The organism is Nocardioides dongkuii (assembly GCF_014127485.1).
GTDB classification, from domain to species: domain Bacteria; phylum Actinomycetota; class Actinomycetes; order Propionibacteriales; family Nocardioidaceae; genus Nocardioides; species Nocardioides dongkuii.
On the sequence record NZ_CP059903.1, the window covers coordinates 1,553,013 to 1,571,976 of the forward strand.

General features: G+C 73.9%; 13 protein-coding genes. 9 read left to right on the top strand and 4 right to left on the bottom strand.

Annotation, left to right across the window (positions count from 1 at the left end):
- The first annotated feature begins 28 nt into the window (after window positions 1–28).
- Window positions 29–2,716 (top strand): DNA polymerase I, encoded by a 2,688-nt coding sequence (gene polA, locus H4O22_RS07575; RefSeq protein ID WP_182526401.1) that lies wholly within the window; start codon window positions 29–31, stop codon window positions 2,714–2,716.
- On the opposite strand, the gene H4O22_RS07580 is transcribed toward polA, so the two are convergent.
- On the bottom strand, window positions 2,713–3,975 hold the full coding sequence (locus H4O22_RS07580) for a lipopolysaccharide biosynthesis protein (RefSeq protein WP_244963149.1): 1,263 nt from the start codon (window positions 3,973–3,975) through the stop codon (window positions 2,713–2,715). The two genes, polA and H4O22_RS07580, sit on opposite strands and share 4 nt — an antisense overlap.
- A gap of 144 nt (window positions 3,976–4,119) precedes the next feature.
- Here H4O22_RS07580 and H4O22_RS07585 point away from each other — a divergent pair, with 144 nt between their 5' ends.
- From H4O22_RS07585 to H4O22_RS07605, 6 genes are all read left to right on the top strand, one after another.
- Window positions 4,120–8,235 carry an alpha-(1->3)-arabinofuranosyltransferase domain-containing protein gene (locus H4O22_RS07585; protein ID WP_182526402.1) on the top strand — a complete coding sequence of 1,372 codons (4,116 nt, stop codon included), beginning with the start codon at window positions 4,120–4,122 and terminating at the stop codon, window positions 8,233–8,235.
- On the top strand, window positions 8,232–10,016 hold the full coding sequence (locus H4O22_RS07590; protein ID WP_182526403.1) for a hypothetical protein: 1,785 nt from the start codon (window positions 8,232–8,234) through the stop codon (window positions 10,014–10,016). The genes H4O22_RS07585 and H4O22_RS07590 overlap by 4 nt, the downstream gene beginning before the upstream one ends.
- A complete protein-coding gene (locus tag H4O22_RS07595) occupies window positions 10,013–11,707 on the top strand; it encodes an MmpA family trehalose lipid delivery protein (protein WP_182526404.1) in 1,695 nt (564 codons plus the stop codon). The genes H4O22_RS07590 and H4O22_RS07595 overlap by 4 nt, the downstream gene beginning before the upstream one ends.
- Before the next feature lie 51 nt (window positions 11,708–11,758).
- Window positions 11,759–11,893 (top strand): hypothetical protein, encoded by a 135-nt coding sequence (locus H4O22_RS20735; RefSeq protein ID WP_264674361.1) that lies wholly within the window; start codon window positions 11,759–11,761, stop codon window positions 11,891–11,893.
- Window positions 11,894–11,990: 97 nt separating this feature from the next.
- Window positions 11,991–12,767: a glycosyltransferase gene (locus tag H4O22_RS07600; protein WP_182526405.1), complete on the top strand. Its 777-nt coding sequence runs from the start codon at window positions 11,991–11,993 to the stop codon at window positions 12,765–12,767.
- Between the two features lie 3 nt (window positions 12,768–12,770).
- The gene (locus tag H4O22_RS07605; RefSeq protein ID WP_220451316.1) at window positions 12,771–13,940 is read left to right on the top strand and encodes a glycosyltransferase family 4 protein; all 1,170 of its coding nucleotides are present in this window, start codon (window positions 12,771–12,773) and stop codon (window positions 13,938–13,940) included.
- 16 nt (window positions 13,941–13,956) lie between these two features.
- Here the strand turns inward: H4O22_RS07605 and H4O22_RS07610 are convergent, their stop codons facing one another.
- A complete protein-coding gene (locus tag H4O22_RS07610) occupies window positions 13,957–14,979 on the bottom strand; it encodes a hypothetical protein (RefSeq protein WP_182526406.1) in 1,023 nt (340 codons plus the stop codon).
- 7 nt (window positions 14,980–14,986) lie between these two features.
- Entirely contained in the window at window positions 14,987–15,682 is a 696-nt protein-coding gene (locus H4O22_RS07615; protein ID WP_182526407.1) for a class I SAM-dependent methyltransferase, read from the bottom strand.
- A 178-nt stretch (window positions 15,683–15,860) separates the two neighbouring features.
- Between H4O22_RS07615 and pgfA the strand changes: the two genes are divergently transcribed.
- A complete protein-coding gene (gene pgfA, locus H4O22_RS07620; RefSeq protein WP_227466265.1) occupies window positions 15,861–16,862 on the top strand; it encodes a cell envelope lipid trafficking protein PgfA in 1,002 nt (333 codons plus the stop codon).
- Window positions 16,863–16,924: 62 nt separating this feature from the next.
- On the opposite strand, the gene H4O22_RS07625 is transcribed toward pgfA, so the two are convergent.
- Window positions 16,925–17,770, bottom strand: coding sequence for a class I SAM-dependent methyltransferase (locus tag H4O22_RS07625; protein ID WP_244963150.1), 846 nt, complete (start codon window positions 17,768–17,770; stop codon window positions 16,925–16,927).
- A 90-nt stretch (window positions 17,771–17,860) separates the two neighbouring features.
- Here H4O22_RS07625 and H4O22_RS07630 point away from each other — a divergent pair, with 90 nt between their 5' ends.
- Window positions 17,861–18,778: a phosphotransferase family protein gene (locus H4O22_RS07630; RefSeq protein ID WP_244963151.1), complete on the top strand. Its 918-nt coding sequence runs from the start codon at window positions 17,861–17,863 to the stop codon at window positions 18,776–18,778.
- The last annotated feature ends 186 nt before the right edge of the window (window positions 18,779–18,964 follow it).

An 18,964-nucleotide genomic window follows, 5' to 3' on the forward strand; every position in this document is an offset into this window, starting at 1 on the left:
TGTCCCCGGGCGCCGATAGAGTCGCAGGGTGCCTGAGCCGACCCGACCGCGCCTGCTGCTCCTCGACGGCCACTCCCTGGCCTACCGCGCGTTCTTCGCGCTGCCGGTGGAGAACTTCTCGACGGCCACCGGGCAGCACACCAACGCCGTCTACGGCTTCACCTCGATGCTGGTCAACGTGCTGCGCGACGAGCAGCCCACCCACGTCGCGGTCGCCTTCGACGTCTCCCGGCAGACCTTCCGCCTCGAGCAGTACGCCGAGTACAAGGCCAAGCGGAACAAGACCCCCACCGAGTTCGGCAGCCAGCTCCCGCTGATCGAGCAGGTCCTGGACGCCTTCGGGATCACCTACCTGAAGAAGGACGGCTTCGAGGCCGACGACATCATCGCCACGCTCACCACGCAGGCGGTCGCCGCCGGCATGGACGTGCTGATCCTCACCGGCGACCGCGACTCCCTCCAGCTGGTCAGCGACCACGCGACGGTGCTCTACCCGATGCGCGGCGTCTCCGACCTGGCCCGGATGACCCCCGAGGCCGTCGAGGCCAAGTACGGCGTGCCGCCGAGCCGCTACCCCGAGCTGGCGGCGATCGTGGGGGAGACCTCCGACAACCTGCCGGGCGTCCCCGGCGTCGGCCCGGGGTACGCCGCCAGGTGGATCAACCAGTTCGACGGGCTCGACAACGTCATCACCCACGCCGACCAGATCACCGGCAAGAAGGGCGAGTCCCTGCGCGCCCACCTCGGCGACGTGATCCGCAACCGCCAGCTCAACGCCCTGGTCTGCGACCTCGACCTCGAGCACGCGCCGGAGGCCCTGGTGCCGGCGCCGTTCGACCGGCAGACGACGCTCACGCTCTTCGACGAGCTGGAGATCCGCGGCGAGCTGCGCACCCGCGCCCTCGACACGCTCGGCGCCGAGGAGGTGCCGGTCGACGAGGGCGGCTTCGAGCTGTCCGGACGCCGGCTCGCCCCGGGCGAGGTCGGCGCGTTCCTCGCCGGACTCGGCGGCCAGCACGTCGGCGTCCACGTCCGCGGCACCTGGGGCTCCGGCACCGGCGTCGTCGAGGGCATCGCCGTCGCCGACGTCACCGGCCTCGCGGCGTACGTCGACGTCGCCGAGCTGACCCCGGAGGACGACCAGGCCCTCGCCGCGTGGCTGGCCGACCCCGCGCGCCCGAAGGTGCTCCACGACGCGAAGGGTCCGCTGCACGCCCTGGCGGCGCACGGCTGGACGCTCGCGGGGCTGGTCAGCGACACCGCGCTCGCGGCGTACCTCGTCCAGCCCGACCAGCGCTCCTACAACCTCGCCGACCTCACGCTGCGCCACCTGCGGCGCGAGCTGCGCCACGAGAGCGAGTCCGACCAGGGCAGCCTCTTCGACGACCCGGCCGCGGGCGGCGACGACGTCGCCGAGACCGCGATGCTGCACGCGCGGGCCGTCATCGACCTCGCCGAGGCGCTGGACGGCGAGGTCGAGGCGGCCGGGGGCACCCGGCTGCTGGCCGAGGTCGAGCTGCCGCTGGTCGACCTGCTGGCGACGATGGAGCAGACCGGCATCGCGGTGGACACCGAGCACCTCGAGGAGCTCGAGTCCCACTTCGCCGCCGAGGTCCGCTCGGCCGCGGAGGAGGCGTACGCGGTGATCGGCAAGGAGATCAACCTCGGCTCGCCCAAGCAGCTGCAGGTGGTGCTCTTCGACGAGCTCGACATGCCCAAGACCAAGCGCACCAAGACCGGCTACACCACCGACGCCGACGCGCTGCAGGCGCTCTACGTCAAGACCGAGCACCCGTTCCTGCTGCACCTGCTGCGGCACCGCGACGTGGCCCGGCTGCGCCAGACCATCGAGGGCCTGCTCAAGACCGTCACCGACGACGGCCGCATCCACACGACGTTCAACCAGATGATCGCCGCGACCGGCCGGCTCTCCAGCACCGACCCCAACCTGCAGAACATCCCGGTCCGCACCGAGGAGGGCCGCCGGATCCGGGAGGGGTTCGTCGTGGGCCCGGGCTACGAGTCGCTGATGACGGCCGACTACAGCCAGATCGAGATGCGGATCATGGCCCACCTCTCCGAGGACGACCTGCTCATCGAGGCGTTCCGGTCGGGCCGCGACTTCCACTCCATCGCCGCGGCCCGGGTCTTCGACGTCCCGACCGACGCGGTGAGCGCCGAGATGCGCGCCAAGATCAAGGCGATGAACTACGGGCTGGCCTACGGCCTGTCGGCGTTCGGGCTCGGTCAGCAGCTCGGCATCGAGCCGTCCGAGGCGCGGGGGCTGATGGAGGAGTACTTCCAGACCTTCGGCGGCATCCGCGACTACCTCTCCGGGGTGGTGGACGAGGCCCGCAAGACCGGGTTCACCGAGACGATCATGGGACGCCGGCGCTACCTGCCCGACCTGACCAGCGACAACCGGCAGCGCCGGGAGATGGCCGAGCGGATGGCGCTCAACGCGCCGATCCAGGGCTCCGCCGCCGACCTGATCAAGATCGCGATGCTCCGGGTCGACGCGGCGATCCACGAGGCGGGGCTGAGGTCGCGGATGCTCCTCCAGGTCCACGACGAGCTCGTGCTCGAGGTCGCGCCGGGGGAGCGCGAGCAGCTCGAGGCCCTGGTGCGCGCCGAGATGGGTGCCGCCGCCGACCTCGCCGTGCCGCTCGACGTCTCGGTCGGCACCGGCCGCAGCTGGCACGAGGCCGCCCACTAGGGGGTCGCGGGCTCCTGCTCGCGGTGGTGGTTCATCCGCCAGAGGCTCAGCGTGAAGAGCAGCGCGAACAGCGTCGCGTCGATCACCACGACGGCGGTCAGCAGGCCGTCGAGCGTCCCCAGGGCCGTGCCGGCCACGACCAGGCACACCACGGCGAGCACCACGAGGTACGCCGACCGGGTGCCCTGGCGGGCGAGCACCGAGTAGACCAGCAGCTGCAGCATCGCCAGCAGGGTGCCGAGCACCGCGAAGAGCCACAGGCGGGAGCGGACGTCGGCGTAGTCGTCCCCGCCGATGAAGATCATCGCGAGGTCGGCCAGCGCCCAGGAGGCCAGCACGCCCACGACGCCCAGGGCCAGGACCGAGCCGAGGCTGCGCATCAGGGCGCGCCGTCGCTCGCCCACCGTCGACATCGACGGGAACGCGACCACGACCACGAACTGGGGCAGGAAGAGCATCGCCTTGGTGAGGATCAGGCCGCCGGCGTACAGGCCGCTGTCGTGGGAGCTGAGCACGTTGCGGGCGATCACGATGTCGATGTTGGAGAGCAGGAAGAAGGCCAGCAGGGACAGCGAGCTGCGGGCGGCCTCGCGGACGGTGGGTCGCAGGTCGTTGGTCTCGCTCCGCTCGCCGGGCTTGCGGGGGTGCCGCAGGAGGAGCCAGCCCACGACGGCGGGGACGAACATCGCCAGGGTGACGCCCGCCATGGCCGCTCCCTCGGTGGGACGGACCACGATGGCCAACGACCCCAGGACGAGGCGGGACAGGCCCATGGCCAGGTAGACCGCGCCGAGGCCGAGCCAGCGGCGCTCGCCCTGGAGGATGCCCGCCTGTCCGCCGAGGATGGTCAGCGGCACCGCCGTCACCGCCACCAGCAGCGCGGGGACGATGCTGTCGAGGCGCAGCAGCTGCCACACGGCGGGGGCGAGGACCAGGAGCAGCAGGCCGAGGGCGAGACCGGCGCGGTAGGTGACGCGGAGGATCACGTCCTCGATCTGCGCCACGTGGTGCGGGGTGGCCGAGATCCGCCGGGCCGCGGTGGCCTGCAGGCCCAGCTGCAGCACCCCGACGACCATCAGCAGGGCCATCAGGCTCGCGACCCCGCCGTACTGGGCAGGACCGAGCAGCCGGGCGGCGACCATCTGGTAGCCGTAGGTCGCGACGTTCATGACCATCATGGCCACGGCGATGCCGGCGCCACTGCCGAGGAGCCCACGCCATCGTCCAGGAGTGGCCTCGACCTGGCGCACGTTCGTCACGTCCCTGAGGGTAGGACAGTCCCGCGGGCGGGTCCGGACCGGACCTCGGCCCGGTCCGGGGCCGCCGGGATCCCCCGCTACCCTTGCCTCCGCTCGGGCTGGACCGAGGTCGGGGGAGGTGTCGTGTCGGCAGGTGTTCAGTCCGTGACCCGCGCCGCGACGACGCCCCACGACAGCGAGGAGCCACGCGCGGCGTGGTGGACGCCGTCGGGCGCGGCGGCCGCCGGTCTCTACCTCCTCTTCGCGTTCGTCTCGCTCCTCCAGCAGCCGGGGCGCACGACGTACGACACCCGCGCCGAGCTGAGCGAGCGCCCGGGCAGCTTCCTCGCCGAGACCTTCACGCTGTGGCACCCCGACTCGAACTTCGGTGAGTTCCAGAACCAGGCCTACGGCTACCTGTTCCCCCAGGGGTCGTGGTTCCTCGTGACCGACTGGCTCGGGATGGAGGCCTGGGTCAGCCAGCGCTTGTGGTCCGCGCTCGTGCTCGTCGTCGCGTGCGAGGGCGCGCGCCGGGTCGCCAGGGCCCTGGAGCTTCCCGGCCCCGCCGCCCTGCTGGCCGGCCTGGCCTTCGCCTTCTCCCCGCGGCTGCTGGGCACGGCCGCGGTCATCACGGGGGAGTCACTGCCCGGGGCCATGCTGCCGTGGGTGCTGCTGCCGGTGCTGCTGGCCGTCCAGGGCCGGCTGGCCGCACGCCCGGCCCTGCTGCTCGGCGCGGCCGCCGTCGTGTGCATGGGCGGTGTCAACGCCGTCGAGAACGCCGGCGCGCTGCCGCTGGTGCTGATCGTCGTGGTGTGGGCCCTCCGGCGCGGTCTCGTCGACCGTCGCTTCGCCCTGTCCTGGGCCGCCCTGACGACGCTGGCCTCGGTGTGGTGGATCCTCCCGCTTCTCCTCCTGGCCGGCTACGCCCCACCGTTCTACGAGTACGTCGAGAGCGCCGCGAACACCACCGCGATCATCGGTCCGTCCGAGGCGATCCGGGGTGGCTCGCACTGGGTCGCCTACCTGGTCACCGGCGACCAGCACTGGTGGCCCGCCGCCCACGCCCTGGTGGCGACGCCGTGGCTCGTGCTGGTCGCGGCGGTCCTCTCCGCCGTCGGCCTGTTCGGCTTGGCGCGCTTCCCGCACCCGGTGCGCGGGCCGCTGCTCCTCTCTGCGGTCGTGGGTCTGGTCGCCCTCACCGTGGCGAACGGCAGCTGGGCGGGCAGCCCGCTCTCCGGCGTGGCCCGGCCCCTGCTCGACGGTGAGCTGCAGATCTTCCGCAACGTCCACAAGATCGACCCGTCCGTCCGGTTGCCGCTGGCCCTCGGGCTGGGCTACGCGGTGGCCAGCACCCTGGACCTCCTGGCCCGCCGATGGCCGCGGACCGTGTCGCTGCGCCCGTTGCTGGTGATGACGATGGCGCTGACGATCCTGTCGCTGGGCCACCCCTACCTGGTGAACCAGGCCCGGTCGCCGGGGTGGGACGAGATCTCCCGGCCCTGGCAGCAGGCCCAGGCCTACCTGGAGGAGCGCCAGGACGGTCGGTCCACCCTGGTCCTGCCGGGTTCCGGCTTCGCGCAGCAGGACTGGGGATGGACGCTCGACGAGCCCCTCCTCGTCCTCGGAGGCGTCAACCGCGTGACCCGCAGCCAGGTCCCGCTCGTCCCCGGCCAGACGATCCGCTTCCTCCACGAGCTCGACCAGCTGGCCAGCAGCGGGCACGCCACCCCCTGGCTCGGCAGGCAGCTGGCCAGGGCCGGGATCGGCCACGTCATCATCCGTCGCGACCTGGTGCGTCGGCTGACCGGCTCCCCGCACCCGGGAGGCTCCGGGGTCTCCGCTGCTCGGGGCGGTCTCGAGAGCGTCGCCCAGTTCGGCAGCGACGGCGAGGGTGGTCCCGAGGTCGAGGTCCTCGCGGTGGACGAGGAGCTGCCCGTGCTCCGCACGACCGCCACCCGGGACGTGCTCACGGTCCGCGGTGCTCCCGAGAGCATCTTGTCGTTGCAGGAAGCGGAGGCCGTCGCGCCGGGACAGGCCACCGTGCTCGAGGGCGAGCAGGGGTGGGACCGGGAGGCGGACGTCGTCACGGACGGCGACCAGCGCCGGGAGCGCGCCTTCGGCGTCAACGACGAGTCGGTCTCCGCCGTCCTCGGGCCCGACGAGGACTGGCGCACCGAACGCGCCGCGCACGACTTCCCCACGGTGCCGGGCGCGGAGAAGGTGGTCGCGTCCTACGACGGACTGAGCCGGGTCCTCGCGTCCTCCGCCCAGGGCTACGCCGACAACTTCGGAGCCGTGGTCCCGCAGGCGGCCCCGTACTCGGCGGTCGACGGCGATCCCCAGACCCGGTGGGTCACCTCGTACGCCACGAACCCGCGGGACCAGTGGCTGCGCCTGGAGTTCGACGAGCCCACACCGGTCCGTGAGGTCTCGGTGCTGCCGGTCGTCGACGACGAGGCGGTGGCCCCGGTCCGGGAGTTCGAGGTGCGGGCGGACGGGCAGCGCCGGACGGTCCGCGGCCACGCGTCCGGTGCCCCCTCGGTGGTCGAGTTCGACGGCTCGCCCGTGGAGTCGCTCGAGGTACGGGTGACCAAGGCGGCGACGCGGGAGAGGTGGGCCCGGGTCGGGATCCGCGAGCTGTCCGTCGACGGCCTCCGGCCCACCCGGAGCCTGGTGGTGCCGGGCGAGGTCGAGCACGGTGCGGCCTGGGTGTTCCACACCGGCGCCGAGCGCCGGGCGTGCACGATCACGGTCGGCGTGCCGAGCTGCGACGTCGCCCGGATCCGCGCGCCCGAGGAGCGCGCCGGGATGGACCGGACCTTCACCACCGCCGCCCCGTCCGTGCACCGGGTCCGCGGCTGGGTCTCACCGCGGGCGACCCTCGAGGCGGGCCGCCTGCTGGAGCCCCTCGACGCCGGGCAGCAGGTGACGAGCAGCTCCACCTTCGGGCAGGACCCCAAGGTGTCGAGCCGGTTCGCCTACGACGGCGAGCTCACGACGGCGTGGGTGTCCGCCGGCGAGGACCGCAACCCCACCCTGGTCTTCGAGTGGGCGCGGCCGCAGCTGGTCTCCGGTGTCTCGGTGCTCCCCGGCAGCGATGCCGAGGGGGTGCCGACCCGTGGTCTGCTGCGGGACGGCCGGCGCTCCGTCGAGGTCTCGCTCATCGGGACCGAGATCCCGGCCTGGCGCCCGTTCCGGACCCGCCGCCTCGAGCTGGAGCTGCTCCCGCCCTCCGGCACCGAGCGCGTGGTGGTCCCGGAGGTACGGCTGACCGGGGTCGAGGTGACCCGGCCGCTGCGGGGCGACGAGCCGACCGGTCGCCCCTGCGGGTTCGGGCCCAACATCGTCATCGACGGGGTGGCCGTGAAGACGCGGGTGTGGGGGACCATGAGCGACGTCGCCAACGGGAGCCCCCTGCGCTTCGCGAGCTGCGCCGCCCCGGGCAGCGGCGCCGGGAACGCCCTGGTCCGCCTCAGCCCCGGTCGCCACCGGCTGTTCACGCCGCCGAGCGCCGAGTTCACGGTCACGCAGGTCGCCGGGGTCGTCCCCGGGAAGGCGGTCACGACGTACGCCGAGCGCGAGGTCGACGTCACGGGGTGGGGGGCGACCAGCCGCTCGGCCGAGGTGTCGGCCGGGGACGAGTCCCTGCTCTTCCTCCCCGAGAACTTCAACCCCGGCTGGGAGGCCACGGTCGACGGGGAGCCGCTGGACCCGGTCCGGGTGGACGGCTGGCAGCAGGGCTGGGTCCTTCCGGAGAGCGGCGACGTCACCGTGCAGCTCCAGTACCAGCCCCAGCGGTGGTACGCCTGGATGATGCCGTTCGGGCTTGCCGTCAGCGGTCTGGTGGCACTGGCCGGCCTGGCCGCCGGGGTCGGCGTGTGGCGTCGTCAGCGCGGCCGGGACTGGCCGCGGCCCGGCGACGCCTGGCGGATGCTGCGACCGTCGCGGCTGCGGGTCCGGGGCGCCTACGTGGCCGCGGCCCTCGTCCTGCTCTTCCTGGGCCCAGCGGCGACGGTGGGGCTGCTGCTCGGGGCCGCGTCCCACGCCCGGTCCTGGCCGGGTCGCCGCCTGGACCGGTGGCGCGCGGCGTGGCAGGGCCACGTGCCGGCCACCACGGCGGCGGTGCTCGTGGTCCTCGCCGCCGTCCTCGACGTGACCCCCGGCCCCCGGTGGCTCGCGCCGCCGGCGGACGCCCTGACGCTCCTGGCCATCGGGATCGTCATCGGCATCGTCCTGGGGCTGCCCTCGGCCGCCCGCTCCCGAGTCCGGGTCGCGGCATGAGCCCGGTAGCGGCCGGGAGCCCGTGGCGAGGCCGGCACGCCCTGGCGGCCCTGGTGGTCATGGCGGTCATGGTCGTCTGGCGCTCAGTGCTGGTGGGCAGGTCCTACTTCAACCAGGACGACTTCTACCTCTCCGCCCGGGGCGCGCGGAGCGAGCTGACCTGGGGCTACCTGTTCGAGCCGTTCGCGGGGCACATCATCCCCGCCCAGCAGCTGAACTTCTGGCTCGTCGGCACCCATGCGCCGTTCAACTGGGGCGTGGTCGCGGCCGAGGTGGTGGTGCTGCAGCTGCTGGCCACGATCGTGATGTGGCACCTCCTATCCCGGCTGCTCCCGGGACGCTGGGTGCGGGTGCCGCTGCTCGCGGTCTTCGCCCTGTCCCCGCTCACGCTGATGCCCACGCTGTGGTGGTCCGCCGCCCTCGCCCTCTGGCCGCACGTGCTCTGCTCGCTGCTGGCGATGCTCTTCCTGGTCCGCGCCCGCCAGGACGCCGGGCGGACCTGGGTGAACCTGGCCGCCGTGGTGGGCTGGTGCGCGCTCGGGCTGGCCTGGCACTCCCGCGCGGTCCTCATCGTGCCGGTGCTGTTCGGCCTCGCGGTCGCGCTGGCCGACGAAGCCTCGGGCTGGCGCCGGCTGTGGGCGGCGACGCGCAGGTTCTGGTACCTGTGGCTGGTGCTCGTGGCCGGGCTGGTGGCGTACTTCGTGGTCCGGGAGTCGGTGACGACGGTCTCGGGCGGGACGGACTCCGTCCGGGAGGCGCTCGCCATCGCCTGGCAGTACATCGGCCGGAACGTCGTGCCGGGGCTGCTCGGCGGCCCCTGGGCCGCCGACCTGCGCGGCGGTGCGGTCGGACCGCACCTGTGGGTCACGATCGTCTCGCTGGTGCTGGCCGCGGCCGTCGCGGGGCTGCTGCTCTGGCGCGGGGGGCCGGCCCGCCGCTGGGCGCTGGCACTGCTGCTGGCCTACGTGGTCGCGGACCTGACGCTCCTCGTGACCGGCCGGGGGTCCTTCGGCCGCATCATCGCGCTCGACCCCCGGTACGCGGCGGACGTGCTGCACGTGGCAGTCCCCGCCGTCGCCATCGCGCTGCGGGGGGCCGCTCCCGGGTTCGGGTTCGCCTGGGCCGACACGCGGTGGCGGCGCCGGCGCACGCTCGTGCTCGGCCTCGGGACGGCGGCGTACGTCGTGGGCGCGTGCTTCGGCACCGCGGTGCTGGTCCCGCACTTCCAGAACACCGAGGACCGCAGCTTCGTCGCGAACCTCCGCGCCGACCTGGCCGCGGACCCGAACCAGGTCGTGCGGGACGAGCTGATCCCGCCGGAGCTGGTGCTCCCGCTCGTCGGGGAGGACGCGACCCTGTCCTCGGTCTTCGCCTCCCTGCCGGAGTCACCGGCGTTCGACGAGCCGTCGTCCCGGTTGCGGGTGGTCGGGGACGACGGCAGGCTTCGCCGCCTGGACCTGGCGGGCTCGATCCCGAGCAAGCCGGGTCGCGCGGAAGGCTGCGGCTACGCCGTCGGGAGAGCGACCAAGCGGGTGCCGTTCCTCGTCGGGATCCGAGGTCGGCTGGTGGTGCGGCTGAGCTACTTCACCAACGGGGAGTCCACGGTCGAGGTGTCCGCGGGGGACTGGAGCACCACGTTCCTCGCCCGTCCGGGACCGAACGAGGTCTGGATCCCGCTGCCCGACCAGGGCGAGGAGGTCGAGGAGCTGCGGCTGCGGGCGACGGGTCCCTGGACGGTGTGCGTGCCGAGTCTCGAGGCCGGCCTGCCGGAGACGCCGTGACCCTGCGGGTGCTGCGCGCACCCCGCGGCCAGGACCTCGTGCTGGGCCTGGTGCTGACCGCCGTGATGATCGGACCGCTGTTCGGCGGGCAGGGGTTTTGGCTCTTCGGCGACATGGTGTTCGTCCCGTCCCAGCCCTGGAAGAGCACCTGGCTGGGCCTGGACGGGCAGCTGGCGCGCGCGGTCCCCATGGACGCCCTGGTCTCGTTGCTGACCCAGGTGGTCCCCGGCTCCTGGGTGCAGCGCTGCTTCCTGGGCGGCGCCCTGCTGGCCGGGTCCGTCGGCGCCGGCAGGCTGTCCTCGGAGGTCCTGGGACAGACCGCGTGGTACGCCCGGGCCGCGGGCCTCACGGTCTTCGTCTGGAACCCGTGGGTGCACGAGCGGCTGCTGATGGGTCAGTGGGCGATCCTCGCCGGCTACCTGCTGCTGCCCTGGGTCGCCGTCGCGGCACTCCGGTTCCGCCGGGACCTGCGGGACGGGCTCCCGTGGCTCGCCGTCGCCCTGGTGCTGTCCGCGGTGTGCAGCCCGTCGAGCGGGTTGATGGCGGTGCTCACCGCCGTGGTGCTCGGCGTCCGGCGCCGGCGCGGCCACGTCGCGGTCCTCGCGGCGCTCGCCGTCGTGGCCAACCTGCCCTGGGTGGTGCCCTCGCTGCTGGCGGACACGGACACCGTCACCGTGGACGGCGTCTTCGGGACCTTCGCGCCCCGCGCCGAGTCGGCCGCCGGGGTCTGGGCGAGCCTGTTCTCGCTGGGCGGCACCTGGAAGTCGGCGATCGTCCCGGACGAGCGGACCAGCGTGGTCGTGGTCCTGCTGAGCTGCCTGGTCACCCTGGCCGCACTCGCTGGCGCGCGGGCGGCGTACCTCCGAGCCCCGGGTGCGGGGATCGAGCGGCTGGTGGCCCTGGCGGCCGTGTCGTTCGTGCTGGCCGCGGTCCCCGTCGTCCCCGGCGGGGCCAGCCTGCTCGAGTCCCTGGGAGAGCGCGTGCCGGGCGTGGCGGTCCTCCGGGACACGCAGCGCTACCTGGCGCCCGCGGCGCTCCTCCTGGTGCCGGGCATCGCGGCCGCGGTGACCTGGGTGCGCGGTCGGGTCCGCCCGGGACGGGAGGCGGTCTGGGGGGTGGTCGGGCTCCTGGTGGTGGCGCCGGTCCTGCTGCTCCCGAGCCTCGCCTGGGGTGGGTTCGGCACCCTGCAGCGTTCCTCCTACCCGGAGGAGTGGGAGCAGGTCGCGACGCTGCTCGAGGAGGCCGGCCCGGGCCGCAGCATCGTGCTCCCCTGGCGGGGGAGCTACCGAGGCTTCGACTGGAACGACCGGCGCGCGGTGCTGGACCCGGCGCCGCGCTTCTTCCCGGGGGAGGTGCTCGTCGACGACCGGACGTTCGTCGACGACGCCGTCGTCCCGTCCGAGGACCCGCGGGTGCGCGAGGTGACCACGGCTCTCGCCGGTCCCGACCCGGCCGCCGCCCTCCGAGCCGCCGGCGTGCGGTGGGTGATCGTCGAGAAGGGGATGCCTGCCGGCGCGGTGCCCGCAGGGGCGAGCGTGCACGACGGACCGGGGCTGTCCGTCGTGGACCTCGGGGAGCCCTCGCGCCTCCCCGCGGACCCCCGGGTGCCGGTGGGCGTGCTGCTCGCGAACGCAGCCATGATCCTGTTGCTAATTGGCGTGTTTGCCGACATACTCCGGCGTCGGATGTAAGAGTTCTCACCAAGAGGGCTCACCGCTGAGCGTTCTGGGGAGGAACCCAGCATGAATTTCATCATCTCTGCCCTTGTGGGTGGCGTGGTCGCAGGCGTGGCGCTCGTCGGAGGAGTCCAGGCCTACCAGGGCGGGGACCCGGAGCCGGTCTCCGACGAGGTCCTGTACTCCTACTCCGACCAGTAGTCGTCGGGACAGCTCAGACCTCGGGCCTCGCCCGGACCGGTTCGTACCCGGTCCCGGACGAGGCCCTTGCCGACCGGGGGGATCCATGCTTCAGCTGGTGATTCCGGCCTTCAACGAGGAGGCCCGACTGCCGCGCACCCTGCGTGCGCTGGCCAGGCACGTCGCGTCCTGCCAGGACGTGACCGGTCGCGTCGAGGTCATCGTCGTCGACAACGCGAGCACGGACGCGACCCGTGAGGTCGCGCTCGCCGCGGACTCGCCCGCCATGCCGGTGCGCGTCGTCACCTGCGTGGTGCCGGGCAAGGGCGCCGCAGTGCGGGCCGGGATCGCCGCGACGACCGCGGACGTCATCGGCTTCATGGACGCTGACGGTGCCACCCAGATGGAGGCCATCGACGAGGCGTGGCGCCGGCTGGCGCTCGGTGCCGACGTCGCCATCGGGTCCCGGGCGGTCGCGGGCAGCGACACCGCGTCCCGGCACAGCTGGGTCCGGGACCGTGGTGCCCGTGCCTACCGCGCGTGCACGGCCCGGCTCGTGCCCGGTGTCGCCGACACGCAGTGCGGGTTCAAGCTGGTCCGCGGCGACCTGGGTCGCGCGGTCTTCGCCGAGCTGCGCTCGCACGGCTTCTCCTTCGACGTGGAGCTGCTGGCCCGGCTCCAGCGGCGCGGCGCCCGCATCGACGAGTTCCCCGTCGTCTGGGTCGACGTGCCGGGGTCGACCTTCGACCCGGTCCGGCACGGCGCCCAGTCGTTCGCCGGCCTGGCCGTCATCGGGTGGCGGCTGCGTTCGCGCAGCGCGACAGTCGTGACCCCCGCGTTCACGCCTCTGCCGACGATCCCGTCGGCTGCCGCGGCCGTCGCGGCCGACGGCTAGTCCGTGGCGGGACCCTCCGGGACCCTGCGCGGCACCACGGCCGTCGTGGTCAACTGGCGCGACCTCGAGCACTCCTCGGCAGGTGGGTCGGAGCACTACGCGTGGGAGTTCGCGAAGGCCCTCCGGGACGGGGGTGCCGACGTCGAGTTCCTCACCGCGCGTGACCACGGCCAGACCCGGTCCGACGTCCGCGACGGCATCCGGATCCGGCGGGGTGGCGGGGTCCTGACGTTCTACGTCCGGGCGGGGCTGCGCCTGCTGCGACGCCGTCGCCGGCTCGACGTGGTGATCGACCCGGCGTGCGGGATCCCGACGTTCTCGCCGCTGTTCGTCCGGCGCCGGACGGTCGTGGTGATGCCCGTGCACCACGTGCACCAGGACCAGTTCGCGACCTACTTCCCGGCCCCTGTGGCGAAGGTCGGCCAGCTCCTCGAGCGGGTGGCCATGCCCCGGGTCTACCGGCGGCGGCGCACGGTCGCGGTGTCGGAGTCGACCCGCGCCGAGATGGTGCGCCGGCTGCGGTGGGCGGGCGCGGTCGACATCCTCCCCAACGGCTCGGCGGTGCCGGACGCCGCCAGCTTCGCGCCCGGGGACAAGGACCCGGACCGGCTGGTGGCGCTGGGGCGGCTGGTCCCGCACAAGCGGGTCGAGCTGGTGCTGCACGCCGTCCGGGCGCTGCTCCCGGCCCGCCCGGGACTGCACCTGGACGTCTGTGGCAAGGGGCCCGACGAGGGGCGGCTGCGGCAGCTGGCCGTCGAGCTGGGCATCGCCGACCGCGTCACCTTCCACGGGTTCGTCGACGAGGACCGGAAGTGGGACCTGCTCCGGCGCGCGTCGCTGCACGTGTGCGCCTCGGACAGCGAGGGCTGGGGCCAGGTGGTGATCGAGGCCGCCGGGGCCGGCGTCCCCACGGTCGCCCGCGCCGTGCCCGGCCTGCGGGACTCGGTCCGCGACGGGCGCACCGGGTGGCTCGTTCCCGACGACGACGACCTGGAGGTGGTGGGAAGTCGCCTGACCGAGCAGGTGCGCGCGGCCCTCCAGGAGCTGGACGCTCCGGCGGCCCGGGCCCGGACGTTCGAGGAGTGCCAGCGCTGGGCGGCCGGGTTCACCTGGGCGCGCATGCGCGAGCGGGCCCGCGCCGTGGTCGAGGAGGAGCTCGCCCGCTCGCGCTAGGACCCGCAGGTCCTGGTCACGGGGCCAGGGCTCGCACGACGTCGTCGAGCAGGAGCTGCAGCGCGGTGGCGTCCCAGTCGGCCGCCCGGGCGCGCAGGCCCAGGGTGGTCACCCCGTCCCGGCCCACCGCGCCCAGCGAGAGGCCGGTGCCGCCCACGGTGACGGGGTGGAAGGCCAGCCCGGCGACCTCCGGGGCCGACACCTCGCCGAGGTGGGAGACGAGCAGCGTCGAGCCCAGCCGGGGCGCGAGGAGACGGAGGGCCGCCTCGAGCAGCCGGGAGGAGGCCGCTCCCCGGGCCGCCGGCGGTGGCTGCGTGGGAGCCTGGCGCACCAGCTGCTCGATCTCCGGGAGGCTGCGGCCCTCGAGGTCGCGCAGCCGCAGCAGCTGGCTGCGGTCGGCGATCGCGCGTGCGCCGTCGGCGGGGCGTCCCGCGCCGATCGCCACCGCGACGTGGCGGCTGGGCCGGCCGTGCCGGGCGTTGTGGGCGACGACGGCCGAGACCCCGGCGTGGACCAGCTCGGCGGTCCGGACTGTCCGCTCCGTGGTCTGCTGGACCAGCACGTCCCCCTCCGCGGAGGGCGCACCGGGAGCGACGACCCGGGCCGGCGGACGGAGCGCGACCTCCGCGAGACGGCGGGCGGCCACCGCGGAGAAGGACCCCTCGCGGGGACGGTCCGCCACGCCGCGTGCCGTCGAGCTGACCGGGCCGCCGGTGACCGCGGCCAGGACTGCGAGCAGGCCCAGCCCGTCCACGTAGGAGTGGTGCGCCGACACGACGACCTCGGACCCGGCGACCCCGAGCACGACGGGGGCGCGGTCCCGGCCCGCCAGCAGGACACGCAGCGCCTCCGGGTCGTCGTGGGCGACGACCTCGGGGACGCCCGGCCACGCCTGGTCGTCGAACAACCGGCTCAGCGTCGCGTGCAGATCCGCTGCCTGCCGGGGCGTCCGGAGCCGGGCGCTGAGCAGGATGCGCCACGGCGCGCTCGGGTCGGCGACCCACGCAGGCGGGCCGGCGTCACCTGCGGGACCGGTCACGACGGCCTCAGGGCTTCACGGCCCGGAGCACCAGGCTGATCCCGGGCAGCCGCTGGATCGGCAGCACGCGCTCGGCGGCCACGGCGACGCGCAGTCCCGCGTTGACCACCGGGTGGACGTGCTCCATCTCGCTCTCGGAGGTGTTGTGGCGTCGGCGGGCGCGGGCGACGGGTCGCAGCAGGATGTTCCACGACGCCACGTCGACGACCTCGAGCCCCACGCTCTCGACGAGGGCCACCAGCTCGGGCCGCTCGTAGCGGCGCACGTGGCCGAGGGCGACGTCGTGCCCGCTCCACAGGTCCATCCCGCTGGGGACCGCCACCAGGGCTCGGCCACCGCGCCGGAGCACGCGGGCGGTCTCCCGCGCCACGGCACCGTCGTCCTCGATGTGCTCCCACATGTCGGTGGACATGACCAGGTCCATCGACTCGTCGGCGAACGGCAGCAGGCGGGCGTCGCCGCGCACGACCTGGAGGCCGCGCCCCGCCGCGATGCCGGCGGCGGCGGGGGAGTGCTCGAGCCCGGTGACGTCCCACCCGAGGTCCTGCAGGACCCGGGTGTTCCCGCCGCCGCCGCAGCCCACGTCGAGCGCCCGGCCGGGGACGAGGGGCCGCACCAGGCGCCGTACGAGGGCCCGCCGCTCGGCGTACCACCAGTGCCGTTGCTCCAGCGACGCCGACTTCCTGATCTCCTGCTCGTCCACGAGGCGGCACCCTACTGTCCGACCGTCCGGAGCATCCGCACGATCCGCCAGGGGGCGCGGGTTCTCCGACTATTCGGCCGACTTTTCCCAGTTCACGTAGATGGGGCAATCATGCTGCTAATGTGCGCGCCGGGGCTGGGTGACGAGTGCCACTCAGCGAGAGTAAGAGGGAGTTTTCATGCGTCGCGTGGTTCCAGCAGTACTGGTGGGTGTGGGGGTCTTCCTCCTCGTGGCTGCAGCCCTCTTGAAGTTCTATGCCTACCCGGCACTCGCAGTCGCGCCGATCGACCAGGACAGCGTCACGAACCTGTCGGCCGAGGACGCCATCATCTTCGAGACCGACCCGAACTTCCTGCGCGAGGTCGTGACCGACCTGTCGGTCGTGAACACCACGCGCGGTGACGTCGAGGCGAGCCAGGAGGCCAGCGACGAGGAGGGCGAGGAGGTCCGAGTCTGGGCCGGCACGCAGACCATCACCTCCGACGACGGCGCCATCCGCTCGCAGAGCCGCGACCGGGCCGCGTTCGACGCCCACACCGGCGAGGCGGTGGACTGCTGCGGCGGCTTCTCCGAGAGCGAGGAGGACGTCCGTGTCGAGGTCCAGCGCGAGGGACTGATCTACAAGTTCCCCTTCGGCACCGAGAAGGAGACCTACGACTGGTGGGACAACACCGCGGCGACCACGGTGCCCGCCGAGTTCGTCGAGGAGACCGACATCGACGGCCTCACGGTCTACAAGTTCGAGTCCGTGGTCCCGGCCGGCGTCGTGGGCACCCGTGAGGTCCCCGGCGTGATCGTGGACGAGCCGGACGAGGAGAACGTCGAGGCCGACGTGTCCTACGCCAACAAGCGCACGTTCTGGGTCGAGCCCGTCACCGGCGCGATCATCGACCGCACCGAGGAGCAGCGCAGCATCCTCGAGATCGACGGCGAGGAGCGCGCCATCACCACCGAGGCCAACCTCAGCTACACCGACGAGCAGGTCCTCGAGAACGTCGAGGAGTACGAGTCGAAGGCCTCGCTCCTCGGGATGGTCAACGGGCTGTTCCCGCTGGTCGCGCTGATCCTCGGGCTGGTGCTCATCGGTCTCGGCCTGTTCCTGGGTCGGCGGGACACCGGCGGCTCCGCACACGCAGGCGGCAGGTCCGTCACGCCGCGCAAGGACGTCTCCAAGGTCTGAGGACCGCGCAAGCGACATCAGTGGGGCGGGACCCGGAGGGGTCCCGCCCCACTGTCGCGTTCTCAGCGCAGGTCGGCGCCGAGGATCGCGGTGCCGGGAGTCAGCCGTCCGCGGACGGCTGACCAGCCGCCCCACACCCGCTCGTGGCCCTCGGGCCACTCCGGCTCGACCAGCGTGGTGAGCGCGAAGCCGGCCGCCGCGAGCAGCGACACCCAGTCGCCGAGGGTGCGGTGGTGCTCGACGTAGGAGACCTCCCCGGTGGCGTCGTCGACCTCGACGTACGGCGTGCGGTCCCAGTAGGACTGCGTCGCGACCAGACCCGCGTCGGTGGGGTCGTCGGCGAACATCCACCGCGTCGGGTGCGTGATCGAGAACGCGAACCGGCCGCCGGGGCGCAGCACCCGCGCGGTCTCGGCGACCGCGACGTCGACGTCCCGCACGAACTGCAGGGCGCCGAAGGAGGAGAAGACGACGTCGAAGGTGGCGTCGGCGAACGGCAGCGCGGTGGCGGTGCCGAGCACGGAGGGGACCGCGACGCCGGTGTCGGCGTCCAGGCGCCGGGAGTGCTGGAGCTGCCGGTAGGAGAGGTCGAGCCCGATGGCGCGTCCGCCCCGGGTGCGCACCCAGCGCGAGCACTGGCCGGCCCCGGAGCCGACCTCGAGGACGTCGCGGTCGGTCAGCACGCCGAGCACGCCGGCCTCGGCCTCGGTCAGGCCCTCGGGCCCCCACACGAAGCCCGCGTCGCCGAGGAACTCGCCGTGGGTGGCCTGGTACTCGTCGGCGTACCGGTCCCAGTCGGGGCCGTTGGCCCGCCGCGACTCCGCCTCGCTCACCGCGCGCCGCTCCGCGCGGAACGGCGGGAGGTCGGGGTGGTGCCGGGAGTCGGGGGCGGAGGGGTTGCCGCTCACGGCTCGACGACCGCGGCCGGGCGTTGCCCGCCGGCGAGCTCGGGTGGGTGCATGGGAAAACGGTAGTCCGCCTCGTGGCAGCATCGCGCCGTGGACCTTGCCGCCGCCTCCCTCTCGCCGCTCCCCGGGGGCTGGTCCGGCCAGATGTTCCTGGCCGAGGTCGCGGGGGAGCGCTCCGTCGTCCGGGTGTACGGTGGTCCGGGTGGTGGGCCGGGCGGTGGACAGCGCCGCGGGGCCGATGCCGAGGTCGACGCGTCCCTGCTGCGGCTGGTGCGCGGGCTGGTGCCGGTGCCGGACGTGCTGGAGCTCAAGCGCGCCGACGCCGCGACCGGGATGCCCGCGCTGCTGGTCACCTCCTACCTGCCCGGGGTCCGCGGCGACCTGCTGCTGCCCGACCTCGACGAGGCGGGCCGGCGCACCCTCGGACGGCACCTCGGCGTCCTGGTCGCCGACCTCGGCGGCATGCCGCAGCTCGAGGCGGGCCCGTTCGTGGACGCGACGCTGCGCGTCGGCCGCTGGGAGGGGTACGCCGACGGCCTGGCCGAGCTGGTGGGCGCCGCACCGCTCGACCACCTGAGCCCGGTGGAGAGGGAGGGCCTGGCCGCCGTGGCCGAGGAAGTGCAGGCCCTGCTCGACACGGTGACCCGCCGGGTGCTGGTGCACGGCGACCTGAGCCCGGGGAACCTGCTCGTCGACCCCGCGACCCTGGCCGTCACCGGGCTCGTCGACTGGGAGCTCGCCCACGCCGGCCACCCCTTCGCCGACCTGGGCAGCCTGCTCCGGTTCGAGCGCGACCCGGCGTTCACTGCCGCCGTCCTGGAGGCGTACGCCGAGCGCCGCGGCACCCCGCCGGACCGGGCCCTGGCGCTGGCGCGCGCCGCCGACCTGTGGGCGCTGGTGGACCTCGCGGGCCGGCGGGATCGCGACCCGGTGGCGGCCCGCGCGGACCGGCTGCTGCGCGTCGTCGCGCGCTCCCGCGACGCGGCCGCGTGGGACCCTGACGTCTGAGCGCGGCCCCGGGTGTGCTGTGACCTGCGTCGCCGGTTGGACGGCGGTGAACGCACCGGCGTACTCTTGGAGATCGCGCCAGAGGTCTGCCTGCGTCCCGGACGGAGCGGACGCTCGCTCGCTATCAGCACCGCTCCCGTTCTCGGGGTCGGAGCACGTCGACATCGGTAGTGAAACCGGCCTTCG